The sequence below is a fragment of the Paenochrobactrum sp. BZR 201-1 genome (assembly GCF_044987585.2).
Taxonomy (GTDB): Bacteria; Pseudomonadota; Alphaproteobacteria; order Rhizobiales; family Rhizobiaceae; genus Paenochrobactrum; species Paenochrobactrum pullorum.
Window position 1 is genome coordinate 460961 of sequence record NZ_JBJDRZ020000005.1, and the last position, 14582, is coordinate 475542.

The 14582-nt window shown below is 50.1% G+C and carries 18 protein-coding genes; all 18 read left to right on the forward strand.

Annotation, left to right across the window (positions count from 1 at the left end):
* Nucleotides 1-197: 197 nt before the first annotated feature.
* Entirely contained in the window at nt 198-716 is a 519-nt protein-coding gene (locus ACI0FR_RS04870) for a hypothetical protein (RefSeq protein ID WP_404906378.1), read from the forward strand.
* Nucleotides 661-1917, forward strand: coding sequence for a DNA-packaging protein (locus ACI0FR_RS04875; protein WP_461667881.1), 1257 nt, complete (start codon nt 661-663; stop codon nt 1915-1917). Before ACI0FR_RS04870 ends, ACI0FR_RS04875 begins: the two co-directional genes overlap by 56 nt.
* Before the next feature lie 27 nt (nt 1918-1944).
* Nucleotides 1945-3114, forward strand: a complete 1170-nt coding sequence (locus tag ACI0FR_RS04880; RefSeq protein ID WP_374829982.1) for a phage portal protein — start codon at nt 1945-1947, stop codon at nt 3112-3114.
* 30 nt (nt 3115-3144) lie between these two features.
* Nucleotides 3145-3534 carry a DUF6107 family protein gene (locus ACI0FR_RS04885; protein ID WP_374829984.1) on the forward strand — a complete coding sequence of 130 codons (390 nt, stop codon included), beginning with the start codon at nt 3145-3147 and terminating at the stop codon, nt 3532-3534.
* Nucleotides 3524-4204, forward strand: a complete 681-nt coding sequence (locus ACI0FR_RS04890; RefSeq protein ID WP_374829985.1) for an HK97 family phage prohead protease — start codon at nt 3524-3526, stop codon at nt 4202-4204. Before ACI0FR_RS04885 ends, ACI0FR_RS04890 begins: the two co-directional genes overlap by 11 nt.
* Nucleotides 4205-4215: 11 nt before the next feature.
* Nucleotides 4216-5463 (forward strand): phage major capsid protein, encoded by a 1248-nt coding sequence (locus ACI0FR_RS04895; protein ID WP_404906376.1) that lies wholly within the window; start codon nt 4216-4218, stop codon nt 5461-5463.
* A gap of 243 nt (nt 5464-5706) precedes the next feature.
* The gene (locus ACI0FR_RS04900; RefSeq protein WP_404906374.1) at nt 5707-6273 is read left to right on the forward strand and encodes a head-tail connector protein; all 567 of its coding nucleotides are present in this window, start codon (nt 5707-5709) and stop codon (nt 6271-6273) included.
* The gene (locus ACI0FR_RS04905) at nt 6270-6605 is read left to right on the forward strand and encodes a phage head closure protein (RefSeq protein ID WP_404906372.1); all 336 of its coding nucleotides are present in this window, start codon (nt 6270-6272) and stop codon (nt 6603-6605) included. Before ACI0FR_RS04900 ends, ACI0FR_RS04905 begins: the two co-directional genes overlap by 4 nt.
* Nucleotides 6602-6727 (forward strand): hypothetical protein, encoded by a 126-nt coding sequence (locus tag ACI0FR_RS04910; RefSeq protein WP_374829992.1) that lies wholly within the window; start codon nt 6602-6604, stop codon nt 6725-6727. The genes ACI0FR_RS04905 and ACI0FR_RS04910 overlap by 4 nt, the downstream gene beginning before the upstream one ends.
* Nucleotides 6724-7134 carry a DUF3168 domain-containing protein gene (locus ACI0FR_RS04915; RefSeq protein WP_374829994.1) on the forward strand — a complete coding sequence of 137 codons (411 nt, stop codon included), beginning with the start codon at nt 6724-6726 and terminating at the stop codon, nt 7132-7134. Before ACI0FR_RS04910 ends, ACI0FR_RS04915 begins: the two co-directional genes overlap by 4 nt.
* 96 nt (nt 7135-7230) lie before the next feature.
* The gene (locus tag ACI0FR_RS04920; RefSeq protein WP_404906371.1) at nt 7231-7644 is read left to right on the forward strand and encodes a phage major tail protein, TP901-1 family; all 414 of its coding nucleotides are present in this window, start codon (nt 7231-7233) and stop codon (nt 7642-7644) included.
* Nucleotides 7641-7988, forward strand: coding sequence for a gene transfer agent family protein (locus ACI0FR_RS04925; RefSeq protein ID WP_374829998.1), 348 nt, complete (start codon nt 7641-7643; stop codon nt 7986-7988). Before ACI0FR_RS04920 ends, ACI0FR_RS04925 begins: the two co-directional genes overlap by 4 nt.
* Nucleotides 7982-8203, forward strand: coding sequence for a rcc01693 family protein (locus tag ACI0FR_RS04930; RefSeq protein ID WP_374830000.1), 222 nt, complete (start codon nt 7982-7984; stop codon nt 8201-8203). The genes ACI0FR_RS04925 and ACI0FR_RS04930 overlap by 7 nt, the downstream gene beginning before the upstream one ends.
* Nucleotides 8204-8231: 28 nt before the next feature.
* Complete coding sequence (locus ACI0FR_RS04935) at nt 8232-8774, forward strand: phage tail tape measure protein (protein WP_404906370.1); 543 nt, start codon at nt 8232-8234, stop codon at nt 8772-8774.
* Nucleotides 8775-9413 (forward strand): phage distal tail protein, Rcc01695 family, encoded by a 639-nt coding sequence (locus ACI0FR_RS04940; protein WP_404906369.1) that lies wholly within the window; start codon nt 8775-8777, stop codon nt 9411-9413.
* The gene (locus ACI0FR_RS04945) at nt 9410-10285 is read left to right on the forward strand and encodes a DUF2163 domain-containing protein (protein ID WP_404906368.1); all 876 of its coding nucleotides are present in this window, start codon (nt 9410-9412) and stop codon (nt 10283-10285) included. The genes ACI0FR_RS04940 and ACI0FR_RS04945 overlap by 4 nt, the downstream gene beginning before the upstream one ends.
* Entirely contained in the window at nt 10282-10764 is a 483-nt protein-coding gene (locus ACI0FR_RS04950) for an NlpC/P60 family protein (RefSeq protein ID WP_374830008.1), read from the forward strand. Before ACI0FR_RS04945 ends, ACI0FR_RS04950 begins: the two co-directional genes overlap by 4 nt.
* A complete protein-coding gene (locus ACI0FR_RS04955) occupies nt 10761-14576 on the forward strand; it encodes a baseplate multidomain protein megatron (RefSeq protein WP_404906366.1) in 3816 nt (1271 codons plus the stop codon). The genes ACI0FR_RS04950 and ACI0FR_RS04955 overlap by 4 nt, the downstream gene beginning before the upstream one ends.
* The last annotated feature ends 6 nt before the right edge of the window (nt 14577-14582 follow it).

The window sequence follows — 14582 nt, forward strand, 5'->3', positions numbered from 1 at the left end:
CCGTGTCACGGTTCTAAGGTAGGTATTAGTTATAGTTCGGTAATTGCGTCTAAACACAGTGTTGAAGAAGAGCGGATATAGCAATTTATGCTATGCTGTTAGGCTGGAAAGATAATCCATAAATTTTGATAACAGAATGAGCATTATTGGCGGGGCTGATAAGGCTTTTTCTTTAGATGTAAAACGGAGATTTTTCAGTGAGAGAAAGCTCTGAAAATAAAGCTATCGCAAAATTACGAGCGGCTGCGCGTATGCAGCAGCGTTATAATATTGCAGCAATGGAAATGGCGAGTGTTTTAGGCATAACAGAAAGCACTTATCGCAAGCGCCTTTTGAAGCTTGGTTTGGTGAGTGCGCATATTGAAAATCCGTTTGGTCTTTATGGTGAAGCGGCGGGTATCATGGTGAAGTTGCAAACGGAGCTTGCACGCCTTGCCAATGATAGTGGTCTGCCGGATAAATCTTCTGCCGATGCGCTGACTGCCTTGGCGCGCACGGTGAAAACAGTCGTGGAGCTGATGCGGGAAGGTAGCGCCGAGCCTGAAACTGGCGTTAATACCCATGATGATTTGACCGGTATTGGCGCGGCTTTGGAAAAAATTGACAGGAGAATAAACGAACTTGCGGGAGAAAGGGCGGCTGAAATCCTGCGTCGCCGGACTGAGTGTGCAGCAGAAAATAGCATTGAGCAGGGAGTGGTTGTTTCAGGCGCGTGATGCACAATTACCACCTCTTGGTAATTGGCGTAGCTGGCTGATTTTGGGCGGGCGCGGTTCGGGAAAAACACGTGCAGGTGCTGAATGGGTGTCCGGTATGGCGCTTGGGTTAGCACCATTTACGAAAAGAGCCAGCGGGCATATTGCATTGGTTGGCGAAACGCTTGGCGATATTCGCGAGGTGATGATTGACGGGCCTTCGGGCATTTTGTCTGTCTCGCGGTTGGAACGCCCGCGCTATGAAGCGACAAGGCGTCGGCTGGTTTGGCAAAATGGGGCAATTGCCTCATTATATTCATCAGAAGATCCGGACAGTCTGCGCGGGCCTCAATTTGATGCGGCCTGGTGTGATGAATTAGCCAAATGGAAACATGCTCAAGAAACATGGGACATGTTGCAGTTTGGTCTTCGGCTTGGCGACAATCCGCGCCAGATCATCACCACCACGCCGCGGGCTGTTCCGCTGTTGCGGCATCTGCTTGATGATAAAAACATCCCCGTCACGCGGATGAAAACCAGTGAGAATGCGGCGCATCTGGCTAGTGCTTTTATAAGCTCCATCGAAGAGCGCTATGGCAATACGCGTCTTGGGCGTCAGGAACTGGACGGCGAGATGATTGAAGAGCGCGCCGATGCATTGTGGTCGCGTGATATGATCGAGCATGTGATTTGTGCGGTTACACCGGAACTTACACGCATTGTCGTGGCGGTGGATCCGCCTGCCAGTTCCGGCAAAAACTCCGATGCCTGTGGCATTATAGTTGCTGGCATTGACGAAAATGGTGTCGGGCATGTGTTGCTGGACGCCAGTATGAACCAAGTCAAACCGCATCAATGGGCGCAACGCGCCGTGACACTCTATCATCAGTTCGAGGCGGATGCGATTATCGCAGAGGTCAATCAGGGCGGCGAGATGGTCAATGCTGTGATTGGTGCACAAGATACATCCGTGCCGGTGCGATCAGTCAGGGCAAAACGAGGCAAATATCTGCGCGCTGAACCGGTTGCAGCACTTTATGAGCAGGGACGTGTTCGTCATGCAGCACGCTTTCCGGCGCTGGAAGATGAAATGTGTGATTTTGCCCCTGATGGTTTGTCATCGGGGCGCTCGCCTGACCGGCTTGATGCCATGGTGTGGGCGCTTAGCGAATTGATGCTGGGCAGCGAATATAAGCCACGTATCCGGCGGCTGAATACATAATTCTCGATTAAATATGAGGGCCTTCCAATGGCATTATCATGGCCGTGGCGCAAAAGTGCTACGCTTCCATCTGCTGCGGCTGCGCGTCCAGCGGAAATGAAACATTCAACCGGTTTTGTCACTTTGCATATGGCGCAATCGGCTTCCTGGGTTGCAAGAGATTATACCTCGCTGGCGCGGGAAGGCTTTATGCGTAATCCCGTGGTACATCGCTGCGTGCGGATGATTGCAGAAGCGGCAGCCTCGGTGCCTTGGCTGCTCTATGAAGATGTGACCGAGCATGAGGTCCATCCGCTTTTGCAACTGATGAAACATCCGCAGCAAGGGCAGGATGGTGCCAGCTTTTTCGAGCGTCTTTATGGCCACTTATTATTGTCCGGCAATGCGTATATGGAGCGGATAACCGCACCCAATGGCACACATGAATTGCATTTATTGCGGCCTGAGCGGGTGAGTGTGGAATGTGACGGGAATGGCTGGCCGTCTGCAATGCTTTATCGGGCAGGTAATATAAAACGCATCATTCCGCTGGGGTACAATCAGCAAAGCAGTGGTTTGCATCTGAAATTATTTCATCCGCTGGATGATCATTATGGTTTCCCGCCGCTGGAAGCCGCACTCATGGCGCTTGATATTCATAATGCTGCAGGCGCGTGGAACAAGGCGTTGCTGGATAATTCAGCGCGTCCTTCCGGTGCGCTTGTCTATGCACCTAAAGATGGCGGTAATCTTACTGAAGAACAATTTCAGCGTCTGAAAGACGAGTTGGAAGATGGCTATACGGGCGCCAATGGTGCAGGGCGGCCATTGCTCTTGGAGGGTGGCCTTGATTGGAAAGCCATGGGGCTGACGCCGAAAGACATGGATTTCATTGAGGCTAAAAACGCTGCCAGCCGTGAAATTGCTTTGGCTTTTGGTGTGCCGCCGATGCTGCTTGGTATTCCGGGTGATAATACTTACGCCAATTATGCCGAGGCCAATCGCGCTTTTTACCGGCTGACAGTGCTGCCGCTGATTAACCGAACCGCCAATGCCATGAGTGGTTGGCTGAAGCCTCTTTATAACGGTGATTTACGTTTCGAACCTGATCTTGACCGCGTTGATGGCTTGTCAGCTGAGCGAGAAGCTTTGTGGCGTCGCATCAGTGATGCGGATTTCTTGAACGCCGACGAAAAGCGCGAGGCGGTTGGCTATTGAACAGAACTTATCTGAATAACGGAGAGAGCAATGAATACGCTTGATAATCCGGTATGGACGTCTGAAACAGCGCTTGTCTGGATTGCACGCATTGCCGGTGCTGTGGCGGGATCGGCTGTTTCACTTGGTTATATGTTGCCGCAGGGGCGGCGCGAGGCGGCGATGCGATTTGCAGTTGGCCTCATTTGCGGCATGGTTTTTGGCAGTGCTGCCGGCATTAAGATTGCTGAAAAATTTGAACTCATCGACAGCTTGGGGCGGGCGGAGCTGATGTTGATGGGATCGGCTGTTGCAAGCCTTGCGGCATGGTCGGCGCTTGGGGTTTTTAACCGCTTTGTCGAGCGGTTGAAGCTTAATCTCCCTGCGGTTGAGGTTATTAATAAAAAACAATCAAAAGAGGCGGAGAAGCATGAAGGATAGAACTTCACTGCTGGAAACCAAGCGCATGGCGCTTGAGCTGGATAATGTAGAACTGGATGGTAGTTTTTCCGGTTATGCCAGCCTTTTTGGCGTGGTGGATCTGGGTAATGATGTGATGGATGCCGGTGCTTTTACGCGCTCGCTGGAGCGTCGGCACGCTACCGGCATTCGCATGTTGTGGCAGCATGAAGCAACCGAGCCGATTGGCATCTGGACGACAATTCGTGAAGACGCCCAAGGGCTTTATGTCGAGGGGCGGCTTGCCAAAGGTGTGGCACAGGCGCGTGAAACACTGGAACTGCTGCGCAGTAAAGCAATTGATGGCCTGTCGGTGGGCTTTCGCACTGTGAAGGCGCGCAAAGATGCGCGTAGCGGTGTGCGCCATATTACCGAAGCCGATTTATGGGAAATTTCTGTCGTGACCTTTCCGATGCAGCCGCTCGCACGCATTGGGCAGGTCAAATCCGGCATGCTTCCTACCATCAGAGAATTTGAACGCTGGCTCACGCGGGATGCGGGGCTCAGCCGACAAGAAGCGCGCACGGTGATTGCAAAAGGCTTTGCAACATTAGCGCAAAAATTTCGACCGGAAGAGCCGCGGGATGCCTTTTCTAGCAACAGTCAATCCATGGCCGAACGCTTGCGTCAGGCCGCACATTATTTTCGATAAAAGGATAAAACATGGATCATATTGAAACTTCCGCGCTTGAAACCAAATCTGTTAACCACAATGCTGATATCAGCGCTGCATTCGATGAATTTATGGGCGCATTCTCTGTCTTTAAAGAAGCCAATGACGAGCGCCTTAAAAGTGTAGAAAAACATGTCGGCACCGATGTGCTGATCACCGAGAAAGTCGACAGAATTAACCGCGCTCTGGACGAGCAGAAACAGGCTATGGATCACATGGTGCTGAAACAGGCGCGCCCGACACTTGGTGGCCATATGCCTGCCATGAATGTCGAGCATAAAAATGCGTTTCAAAATTATGTGCGTAAAGGTGATGAACAAAACCTGCGTGCCATTGAACTGAAAGCCCATTCTTATGGTTCGGGGCCTGATGGCGGCTATCTGGTGCCGGCAGAACTGGAAACCGAGATCGGTCGTCGTTTGAGTGTTTTGTCGCCGATCCGATTATTGGCGACAGTGCGTCAGGTTTCGGGCGCTGTGCTCAAAAAGCCGTTTTCGATCAGTGGTCCGGCCACCGGATGGGTTTCTGAAACCGCAGCGCGTCCGCAGACCAATTCGGCACAATTGGCAGAAATGCAGTTTCCGACCATGGAAATTTACGCCATGCCTGCAGCCACATCTTCGCTGCTCGATGATGCGGCGGTGGATATTGAACAGTGGATTTCTGCCGAAGTGGAAGCAGCTTTTGCCGAACAGGAAAGTGCCGCATTCATCAATGGTGATGGTGTCAACAAGCCAAAAGGTTTCTTGAGTTATGACACTGTTGATGAGACAAACTGGGCATGGGGTAAACTTGGCACAGTTGCAACCGGTGCGGCTGGTGCATTACCAGCGACCGACCCTTCCGATGTGCTGATCGAGCTGATTTATTCGCTTAAAGCGGGTTATCGTCAGAACGCCAATTTTGTCATGAACCGCAAGACGCAAAGTGCTTTGCGAAAACTTAAAGACAATGACGGCCAATATCTCTGGCAGCCGCCTGCAACCATTGGGGACAAGGCAAGCTTTATGGGCTTTGGTCTGGTTGAAGCAGAAGATATGCCGGACATTGATGAAGACAAAACACCAATTGCTTTTGGGGATTTCTCTCGTGGCTATCTGGTGGTTGACCGTGCCGGCATCCGCGTATTGCGTGATCCTTATTCTGCCAAACCATATGTGTTGTTCTACACCACCAAACGTGTGGGTGGCGGTGTGCAGGACTTTGACGCTATCAAACTGCTTAAATTCTCGGACTGATCGTTTTTTGAACCGAATTATGCGGTCCAAAATACCTGATGGTTTTTGGCCAGAGTCGTGAAAAATACCTGCTGGTTTTTGGCCAAGGACGTGAAAAATACCTGCCGGTTTTTGGCCAGAGTCGTGAAAATTACCTGCCGGTTTTGGCAGGTAGATTATTTATAATAAATCGATGAATCTGTATTTCAGCGATTTTCCATAAAATATTGATTTTATGTAGGTTTCTCACAGAGGGAAAATCTTATGACAATGCATCCTGTAACGCCTCCGGCCATCGAGCCGGTGACGATCGATGAAGCGCGCGCTTATCTTCGCATCACAACCGACAGCGAAAACGAGCTGTTGCAATCATTGATTAAAACTGCCCGTGAAACAGTGGAAGCGCGCGCTGGACTAGCGCTTATTACACAAAGCTGGCGCTTGCATGTTGATCGTTGGCCACGTTCCAATCGTCTGGCGCTTTATCGTTATCCGGTCACATCAGTCGATGCGATAACAGCATATTTACCTGATGGTACTCCGGTGAGATTTGATGCGGATGACTGGAAGCTGCAACAGGCAGGCCGTCCGCAACGGCTTTATCTGCAGGCGCGCGCCGATATGTCTTCATTGAGTGGTCTGGAAATTGATCTGACTGTTGGTTTTGGTGCTGAAGCTACAGCAGTGCCTGATGTGCTGAAACAGGCCATTTTGGTTCTGGTGGCGCATTTATATGAATTTCGTGGAGCCTTTGACGAGCAGTCTCAGCCAATTTCATTTCCAAGTCACTTTGAGCGCCTTGTCGATATCTGGAAGCGGGTATCGGTATGAATACGCTGTTTATGAGTGCGGGGAGACTACGCACAGAATTAAAGCTGGAAGAGCTTAAACCCGAAGCAGACGGCATCGGCGGTTATACGGAAAGCTGGCAGGAAATTGCACTCATCTGGGGACAAATTCGTGCAATTACGTCGTCATCACGTTTTTTGGCGCAGCGCTGGCATCCGGAAACAACCCATCGCATTACCATCCGTTTTGATGAAATGATCAAAGCGGGGATGCGACTACGTAGAGGCAGCCGTATTTTCCAGATTGATGCCATTCAGGATGCCGATGAAACGCGGCGTTATCAGATTTGTTTCGTACGTGAGGAAACTACATGAGACTGGCGGTGAAATTGCGTTTTGAAGCGCTTTTGACCGCATTGCGTCTGAAATCTTTGGCGCTGGCAGAGCGGAACTGGCGCGAACAAAAAACAATAAGCCAAGAGGAGCGGGAAGATTGAGTGCATCTATTAGTTTGCAAAAAGCAATTTATGATCTTCTTCGCAATGATGCGGATGTGAGCGCCAAGCTGGGCACAAATCGTATTCTCGACCATGTGCCGCCGACGACTGGTTTTCCTTATATCACGCTTGGCAGCAGTGTTGTTTATGATTGGTCAACCGATAGTGAGCCGGGGCAAGAGCATTTGATTTCCTTGCATATCTGGGCGCAGAGCAGCGGACGTAAATTTGTATTGGAAGTGATTGAGTTGATTGCGCAAAAACTGGATCACGGGACGCTTGAGCTTATAGGCCATGTATTGGTCAATCTGAATTTACAGGAAATTTCTGCCCAAAACAGCGACCGTCGTAATGCCTATCAGGGCATCATGCGTTACCGTGCAGTGACTGAGCCACAAACAGTCTAAGCAATACTCATTATATAAAGCAGCGAATTTGCAGACCGGTAAACCACGATGTTTGCCGGATCTTTGCGTTCGCTCATGTTTTTCACGGAGAATTTGATGTCAGCACAAAGAGGTAAAGACATTCTTTTAAAAATTGCCCTTGAAAGCGGGGGCTTTGAAACCTGCGCAGGATTACGCACAAAACGTATCGCGTTCAATGCCGAAACCGTTGATGTGACCGATGCGGATGCAAGCGGCCGCTGGCGGCAATTATTAGGCGCGAGCGGTGTACAGCGTGCGTCTGTGAGTGGCTCCGGTATTTTTAAAGATGCAGTCTCCGACGCCTTGCTGCGTCAGGTTTTCTTCCAAGGCGAAATCCGCAATTGGGAAATCATCTTGCCGGATTTTGGTGTATTGAGCGGGCTTTTCCAGATTGTTGCACTTGAATATGGCGGCAATCATGATGGCGAAGTGACCTTTGAAATGGCGCTTGAATCTGCAGGTGTTGTCAGCTTTGGAGAATTGCCATGATGATCAATAAGCATCGCGGAGAGGTGGGCGCTGTGCTTGATGGCCGCCCTTGGACATTATGTTTAACCCTCGGCGCATTGGCTGAACTTGAATCGGCTTTTGCAGCAGATGATTTGCCTAAACTCTTAAACCGATTTTCTGCAGCGCAATTATCGGCACAGGACATGATCCGTATTTTATGTGCAGGCCTTCGCGGTGGCGGGCATAATGTGACTTTGGAAGATGTGGCAGAAATGCGTGCTGATGGCGGTGCTGCCGGTTTTGCCCGTATTGTCGCCGAGCTTTTAACGGTAACATTTGGCACAGCAGAAAATGCAGTTTCTGACAAAAAATCAATATGTTGAACACGCATTTTGAATCAAAATCTGATCTGGACAGCGCTTTCCCTTGGGCGGATGTGATGCAGATCGGCTTAGGCCAATTTCGCCTCGCACCAAAAGATTTTTGGGCGTTGAGTTTGCGGGAGCTGAACGCCATGATCGGCGCATATCAGTTGAAAGTGAATGTGCCGGACAGGCAGACGCTGAACGAGCTGATGCAGGCATATCCTGATCTTTAAGCGACCTATCAGCCTTTAAGGAACCATCATGAATGAGAATATGACCGTCTCGATTGAAGCGGATACAACCGCTTTCAATCGGGCGCTTGATGATTTGCAAAAGCGTTCGACATCATTTGGCAACAGTCTTTCATCGGCGCTGAAAGGTGCGGTTGTGGATGGCAAAGGGTTGGATGATGTCTTGCGCAAACTCGCCGGTGATATGGCGGGCATGGCTTTGTCGATTGGCATGAAACCGTTGGAAGGTGTCGCTTCATCCTTATTTTCCGGTGTAATGGCCGGAATTGGCGGCATTAAACCCTTTGCCAAAGGAGGCGTTGTTTCCAGCCCGACTTATTTCGGTATGGGTAACGGCAATATCGGCCTGACCGGTGAAGCGGGAGCAGAAGCTATTTTGCCATTGGCACGCGGTTCCGATGGACGATTGGGAGTTGCCACCGGTGGCGGCGCCAAGCCGGTCAGCATTGTTTTTAATATGTCCTCGCCGGACACCGCATCATTTCGCAAATCCGAAGCGCAATTGGCCTCGATGTTGGCCGGAGCCGTTAGTCGTGGTGCAAGGAGACTGTAAATGGGGCAGATTAATTCCTTTCATGATGTGGCGTTTCCACTTGGTGTTTCTTTTGGTTCAGTGGCGGGGCCTGAGTGGAAAAACGAAATCGTGCAGCTTAATTCAGGGCATGAAAAACGTAATGCGCGATGGGCGCAATCGCGTCGCCATTTTGATGCCGGAACCGGTATTCGCTCACTCGCCGATTTGCGCCAAGTGTTGAGCTTTTTTGAAGCGCGACGGGGTTCATTATTTGCATTTCGCTTTCGTGATCCGTTTGATCATTTTTCTAATCATGGGGCACAAGAGCCAACGGCACTTGATCAACAGATCGGCATTGGCGATGGCGAAACCAACAGCTTTCAGCTCATCAAAACTTACGAGACCTATAGTCGTATGATTACCAAGCCGGTGGCTCTCAGCGTGAAGCTGGCGGTGAATGGGGACGTGCTGCAAAACGGCACTGATTATCAGGCGGATGCTTTAACTGGCATGGTGACGCTAAGTGAGGAAAGAGTGCCGGATGAAGGAGCCGTAATCACGGCTGGCTTTTTATTCGATGTAGCCGTTCGTTTTAACACGGATCGTTTGCAGGCGAGCATCTCGTCATTTCAGGCTGGTGAAATCCCGTCCATTCCAATCGTTGAGGTGAAGGCATGAGAACAATTTCGCCGCAACTGGAATCACATTTGCAAGGTGTTGTAACAAACCATTGTTTTGTCTGGATAATACGGTGCAGTACCCAGCAGGTCTTTGGCTTTACGGATCATGATTTTCCGCTCGTTATAAAAGGTATCAGATGCGAACCACAAAGCGGCATGAATTCGAGCGAAGCGCATTCCAAGCTTGGTCTTTCTGTCAGCGGCAGTGAAATTGAAGGCGCACTGGTCAGTGATCGTATCCGTGAAGAGGACATCGAAAACGGGTTTTATGATGATGCTTTGGTAGAAACTTATCTCGTCAATTGGAGCGCGCCTGACGAGCATTTGTTTTTGCAAAGTTGGACAATCGGCAAAATAACCCGCAGCGGCGAGAAGTTTGTTGCCGAAATTAAAGGCGCAGCCGCAGCTTATGATAAAATTCACGGACGCCGGATTTTACGCCAATGCGATGCGGAATTGGGCGATCAACGTTGCGGCATTATCCGCAATGACCCGCGCAATCATGCGCGAGGTGTGGTCGCTGCGGTAAATGGGGCGGACATGGAAATGTCCGGCTTGGAAAGTCATGCAACAGATTGGTTTCTGCATGGAGTTTTTACTTGGGTTGGCGGGCGCAACAAGGGCGCAAAATCCAAGGTGACATTACATCGCTCACAACTGATACGTTTGCGCGATGAGCCGGTTTTTGCAGTTCAAGCAGGTGATGAGTTCGAGATATTGGCTGGGTGTGACAAATCCTTTGCCACTTGCAAAGCCAAATTTGCCAACAGCGCCAATTTCAGAGGCTTTCCGCATCTTCCGGGCAACGATGCCGCTTATAGTTACATCAATAAAGACATGAATTTTGACGGCGGGGCATTGGTGCCATGACCTTGAATTCAACCATACCGCAAGCGGTTTTGAAAGAAGCTTATCAATGGCTTGGCACGCCTTATCGTCATGGTGCGGCGCGCAAACAAGTTGGCTGTGATTGCTTGGGTCTCATTCGAGGTGTGTGGCGTGAGGTCTATGGCCATGAGCCGGAAAAACCTGCAACTTACGCGCCTGATTGGGCGGAACTATCCGATAAAGAACCGCTATTGGATGCGGCAGAAAAACATATGGTAAGTCGACCCGTGCCGATGGGTATCAAGGATATTTTACCCGCACAAGTGCTGATATTTCGTTGGCAACCGACAATGGCGGCAAAACATATTGCTATTATGGGGCATGAGGGGCGTTTCATCCATGCCTATCACGGCCATCGGGTTTTAACCTCAGCGCTCGTGCCGCAATGGTTCAAGCGTATTGCAGGCATCTTTGAATTTCCGGAGCCAGCCGGCCAATCAATACAAGGGAGAAATCTATGACGACTGTCGTCTTGCAGGCTGTCGGCGGGGCGATCGGCTCAGTATTCGGGCCGGTCGGCACGGCTATCGGCTCGGCTCTCGGGGCTATGGGCGGCTATATGGTGGATAGCGCCATCATTAATTCGACGCGCCGAATTGAAGGCCCGCGCCTTTCAAATGCCAAGCCGCTGACCGCCGAAGAAGGTGCGGCATTACCCTATATTTATGGCACTGCGCGTGTATCTGGCACACTGATTTGGGCGACACGTTTTGAAGAAGACAAAACCACTGAGCGTCAGGGTGGCAAAGGTGGCCCTAAGGTCACCACTTATAGCTATTTTGTCAATGCTGCTTTTGCTGTGGCTGAAGGAGAGATTGCCGGAATTCGTCGTGTCTGGGCAGATGGTAAAGAGATTGACCTGACTAATGTCGAAATGCGTATCTATAAAGGTACATCCGATCAGCAACCCGATCCGCTGATAGAGGCAAAGCAAGGAGAAGGCAATGCGCCTGCTTATCGCGGCACGGCCTATATAGTGATCGAACGCTTTCCGGTAGATGAATATGGCCATCGTATTCCGCAGCTACAATTTGAAGTGATCCGCACAGTCGGCAAGTTGGCAAAATCTGTTCAGGCCGTGACACTGCTGCCAGGGGCTACAGAATTTGGGTTGTCGCCATTTTTGGTCACGGATGAATCAACACCCGGTCAAAAGCGGCTGATTAATCGTAATAATTTGCGTGGGAACACGGATTGGGTGGCCTCAATGGATGAGTTGCAGGCTTTATGTCCTAATTTGAAACATGTGGCGATTATTGTGCCGTGGTTTGGCGATGATCTGCGGGCAGATCATTGTAAACTTAAACCGGGTGTGACCGAACTGAATGCGCGCAAACCAAGTCGGCATTGGCGGGTGAATAATATTGCCCGCGAAAATGCGCATCATATCAGCAGGTATCATAATGAAACTGCCTATGGTGGTACGCCATCTGATGACACTGTGATTGAAGCTATCAAGGACGCGAAAAAACGCGGGCTTTCGGTGACACTTTATCCGTTCATCATGATGGATATTGCTGAAGACAATCAATTGCCGTCTCCTTATGGCGGCAATCAACAGCCTGCCTATCCGTGGCGCGGGCGCATTACCTGTCATCCGGCCATTGGTCAGGCGGAGAGCGTTGATAAAACTGCCATTGCAGCCGATCAAATCAACCAATTTGTTGAAGGAGAATGGGGCTATCGCCGCTTTCTCAATCATTGTGCGGATCTGGCGCTAAGGGCTGGAGGGGTTGATGCGTTTTTGGTCGGCTCGGAGCTGATCGGATTAACCCATGTGCGCTCATCAAGGGAAGCATTCCCGTTTGTCGATGCTTTGTGTGATTTGGCGCAAGCCATGCGCAACAAGCTTGAAAACAGTTGTAAAATTACTTATGCGGCGGATTGGTCAGAATATTTTGGCTATCAGACACAAGATGGTTCAGGCGATGTGTACTTTCATCTGGATCCGCTTTGGGCACATAGTGCAATCAATGCGATTGGCATCGATAATTATATGCCGCTCAGTGACTGGCGTGATCAGGATTGGCATACTGATAATCCGGATGGTTTTACCGCACCCTATGATCTTGAGTGCCTGAAAAGCCAGATTGCTGCAGGTGAGGGCTATCATTGGTATTATGCCAATCCTGAAGATCATGAAAAACGTATCCGCACGCCAATCACGGATGGTCTGGCGGGAAAGCCTTGGGTTTTCCGGTATAAAGATTTGAATTCTTGGTGGGCAAACCCCCATTATAACCGTGTAGATGGCGTAGAAAAAACAACACCAACACCTTGGTTACCAATGTCGAAGCCATTTTGGCTGACCGAGCTTGGCTGTCCGGCAGTGGATAAAGGGCCGAACCAGCCTAATGTTTTTCCAGATAGAAAATCATCGGAAAATGCCGTGCCTTATTTTTCCAATGCTGCACGTTCTGATTTGGCGATGGACAGATTTTTACGCGCGCATATAGCATATTGGCCTGAGGCTGGGGCACATAATCCGGTTTCGCCGATCTATGGCGGTAAAATGTTGGATGATGAGCGGATTTATCTCTGGGCATGGGATACCCGCCCATTTCCGGAGTTTCCGCTTTATAATCATTATTGGGGTGATGCCGCAAATTGGGCGCGTGGACATTGGCTGAATGGTCGGTTAAGTCAGGTGTCTTTGGATGAACTGATTGCACAAATTATCAAAGATTATGGTTTGCCGGAGGTTGACAGCAGTCAGGCTGATGGCTTTGTGAATGGATTTGTCATTCCCGACCCGACAACTGCACGTTCAGTTTTAGAGCCGCTGCTCGATATTTTTGGCATTCATGCTTTTGAAAAAGATGGCAAATTCATTTTTAAAAGTCTGGATCGTCGACAAGAGGCTGTTCGCATAATTGATGATATTGTAGTGCCGGATGAGGCGGATGCTCTCACGATCACTATGGAAGATAAAAATGATCTGCCGCGTAATGCGACACTGTTTTATCAAGACCCGATGCGTGAATATCAGTCAGCCGGAGCTAAAACCTATCAGAATAAAGGCGAAGGTGACGAGTCGACAAGTCTTTCCGGTTCTTTGGAGCGAGGGGCTGCGGATGGGCTGGTGGAGCAATGGCTGTTAAGGCGCTGGGCACAAAGGCGCTCGGTTTCATTTGCAGTACCTTGGGCGCGCGCGCAGTTTCATGTCGGAGACCGCGTAAAAATTCCGGTAGTCAACGGCAGTCGTGACTATGTCATCACATCTTTAGAAGATGGAGAGGTGCGGCAAGTGCAGGCTGTGGCGCTAGCACCACGCATTGATACGTCTGATCATGGAGACGTTCCTTTCAAACCTGATCCCGCACCGGTTTTGGATGTAAAACCGGTTGTGTATCTGATTGATCTGCCTTTATGGCCGGGTGCGCAGACAGCACATCAGCAATTGCGGGTGGCATGTCATGCCAAACCGTGGCGCGGTGTTGCAGCTTATGTTTCTCCGCAGGAAGATGGTTTTGTCGAGCGAACACTTGTTACATCCCGTGCAGTGATAGGCGAGCTTTTGCAGCCATTTGCACCTGGCCAAGCGAGCGGGCGAATTATCAGCGGGCATTATCTGGATGTCGTGCTTTATTCGGCTGAATTGCACTCCTGCACAATGCAACAGCTTTATAATGGCGCAAATACCGCAATCATCCAAGCGCCTGATGGTGAATGGGAAGTGTTGCAGTTTTTACAGGCTGAAGAAATGGCGAGTGGTTATTGGCGCCTGTCTGATTTCTTACGCGGTCAGCTTGGAACAGAAGCGCAAAGCCTCATGGAAAAACAGGCGGAAGCTCCGTTTGTCTTGCTTGATTCATCAGTTGTTCCGGTTGGTTTGGATGCAGCAGAAATTGGCTTGCAATTAAACTGGCGGTTGGGAACAGCTGGCAGACCTTTCACATCAGATTATTTTGAGACGATCACAGCGACGGGTGGGATGCGTGCTTTGCGATCGTTAAGCCCTGTTCATTTGCGCGCAAAAAAACAGGGCGGCGATACGCAATTCTCATGGATTCGTCGTGGGCGAATTGATGCGGATAGTTGGCTTGCTGACGAAATCGTGATTGGCGAAGAGCGTGAGCGCTATCAAGTTGAATTATGGAAAGACGGAGTGAAAATTTGGGGAGAAGAGGTTGATGAACAAAGTTGGAATTTAGCTTCCGTACAACGAGAAGAGCTCTTTGGATCTGAGTCGGTCGATTTACAGTTCAAGGTGGCCATGATCAGCGCACAATCTGGCCCCGGTGATCTCTCCACGCTTCATTTAACCCTATAAACCAAC

Bases quoted from the DNA above. Each gene is read 5' to 3' on its own strand.
- ACI0FR_RS04940 (WP_404906369.1), top strand. From the start codon at position 8,775: ATGGGGCAGATTAATTCCTTTCATGATGTGGCGTTTCCACTTGGTGTT.
- ACI0FR_RS04905 (WP_404906372.1), top strand. From the start codon at position 6,270: ATGAATACGCTGTTTATGAGTGCGGGGAGACTACGCACAGAATTAAAG.
- ACI0FR_RS04885 (WP_374829984.1), top strand. From the start codon at position 3,145: ATGAATACGCTTGATAATCCGGTATGGACGTCTGAAACAGCGCTTGTC.
- ACI0FR_RS04930 (WP_374830000.1), top strand. From the start codon at position 7,982: ATGTTGAACACGCATTTTGAATCAAAATCTGATCTGGACAGCGCTTTC.
- ACI0FR_RS04950 (WP_374830008.1), top strand. From the start codon at position 10,282: ATGACCTTGAATTCAACCATACCGCAAGCGGTTTTGAAAGAAGCTTAT.
- ACI0FR_RS04880 (WP_374829982.1), top strand. From the start codon at position 1,945: ATGGCATTATCATGGCCGTGGCGCAAAAGTGCTACGCTTCCATCTGCT.
- ACI0FR_RS04935 (WP_404906370.1), top strand. From the start codon at position 8,232: ATGAATGAGAATATGACCGTCTCGATTGAAGCGGATACAACCGCTTTC.
- ACI0FR_RS04920 (WP_404906371.1), top strand. From the start codon at position 7,231: ATGTCAGCACAAAGAGGTAAAGACATTCTTTTAAAAATTGCCCTTGAA.
- ACI0FR_RS04900 (WP_404906374.1), top strand. From the start codon at position 5,707: ATGACAATGCATCCTGTAACGCCTCCGGCCATCGAGCCGGTGACGATC.
- ACI0FR_RS04955 (WP_404906366.1), top strand. From the start codon at position 10,761: ATGACGACTGTCGTCTTGCAGGCTGTCGGCGGGGCGATCGGCTCAGTA.
- ACI0FR_RS04945 (WP_404906368.1), top strand. From the start codon at position 9,410: ATGAGAACAATTTCGCCGCAACTGGAATCACATTTGCAAGGTGTTGTA.
- ACI0FR_RS04890 (WP_374829985.1), top strand. From the start codon at position 3,524: ATGAAGGATAGAACTTCACTGCTGGAAACCAAGCGCATGGCGCTTGAG.
- ACI0FR_RS04925 (WP_374829998.1), top strand. From the start codon at position 7,641: ATGATGATCAATAAGCATCGCGGAGAGGTGGGCGCTGTGCTTGATGGC.
- ACI0FR_RS04910 (WP_374829992.1), top strand. From the start codon at position 6,602: ATGAGACTGGCGGTGAAATTGCGTTTTGAAGCGCTTTTGACCGCATTG.
- ACI0FR_RS04895 (WP_404906376.1), top strand. From the start codon at position 4,216: ATGGATCATATTGAAACTTCCGCGCTTGAAACCAAATCTGTTAACCAC.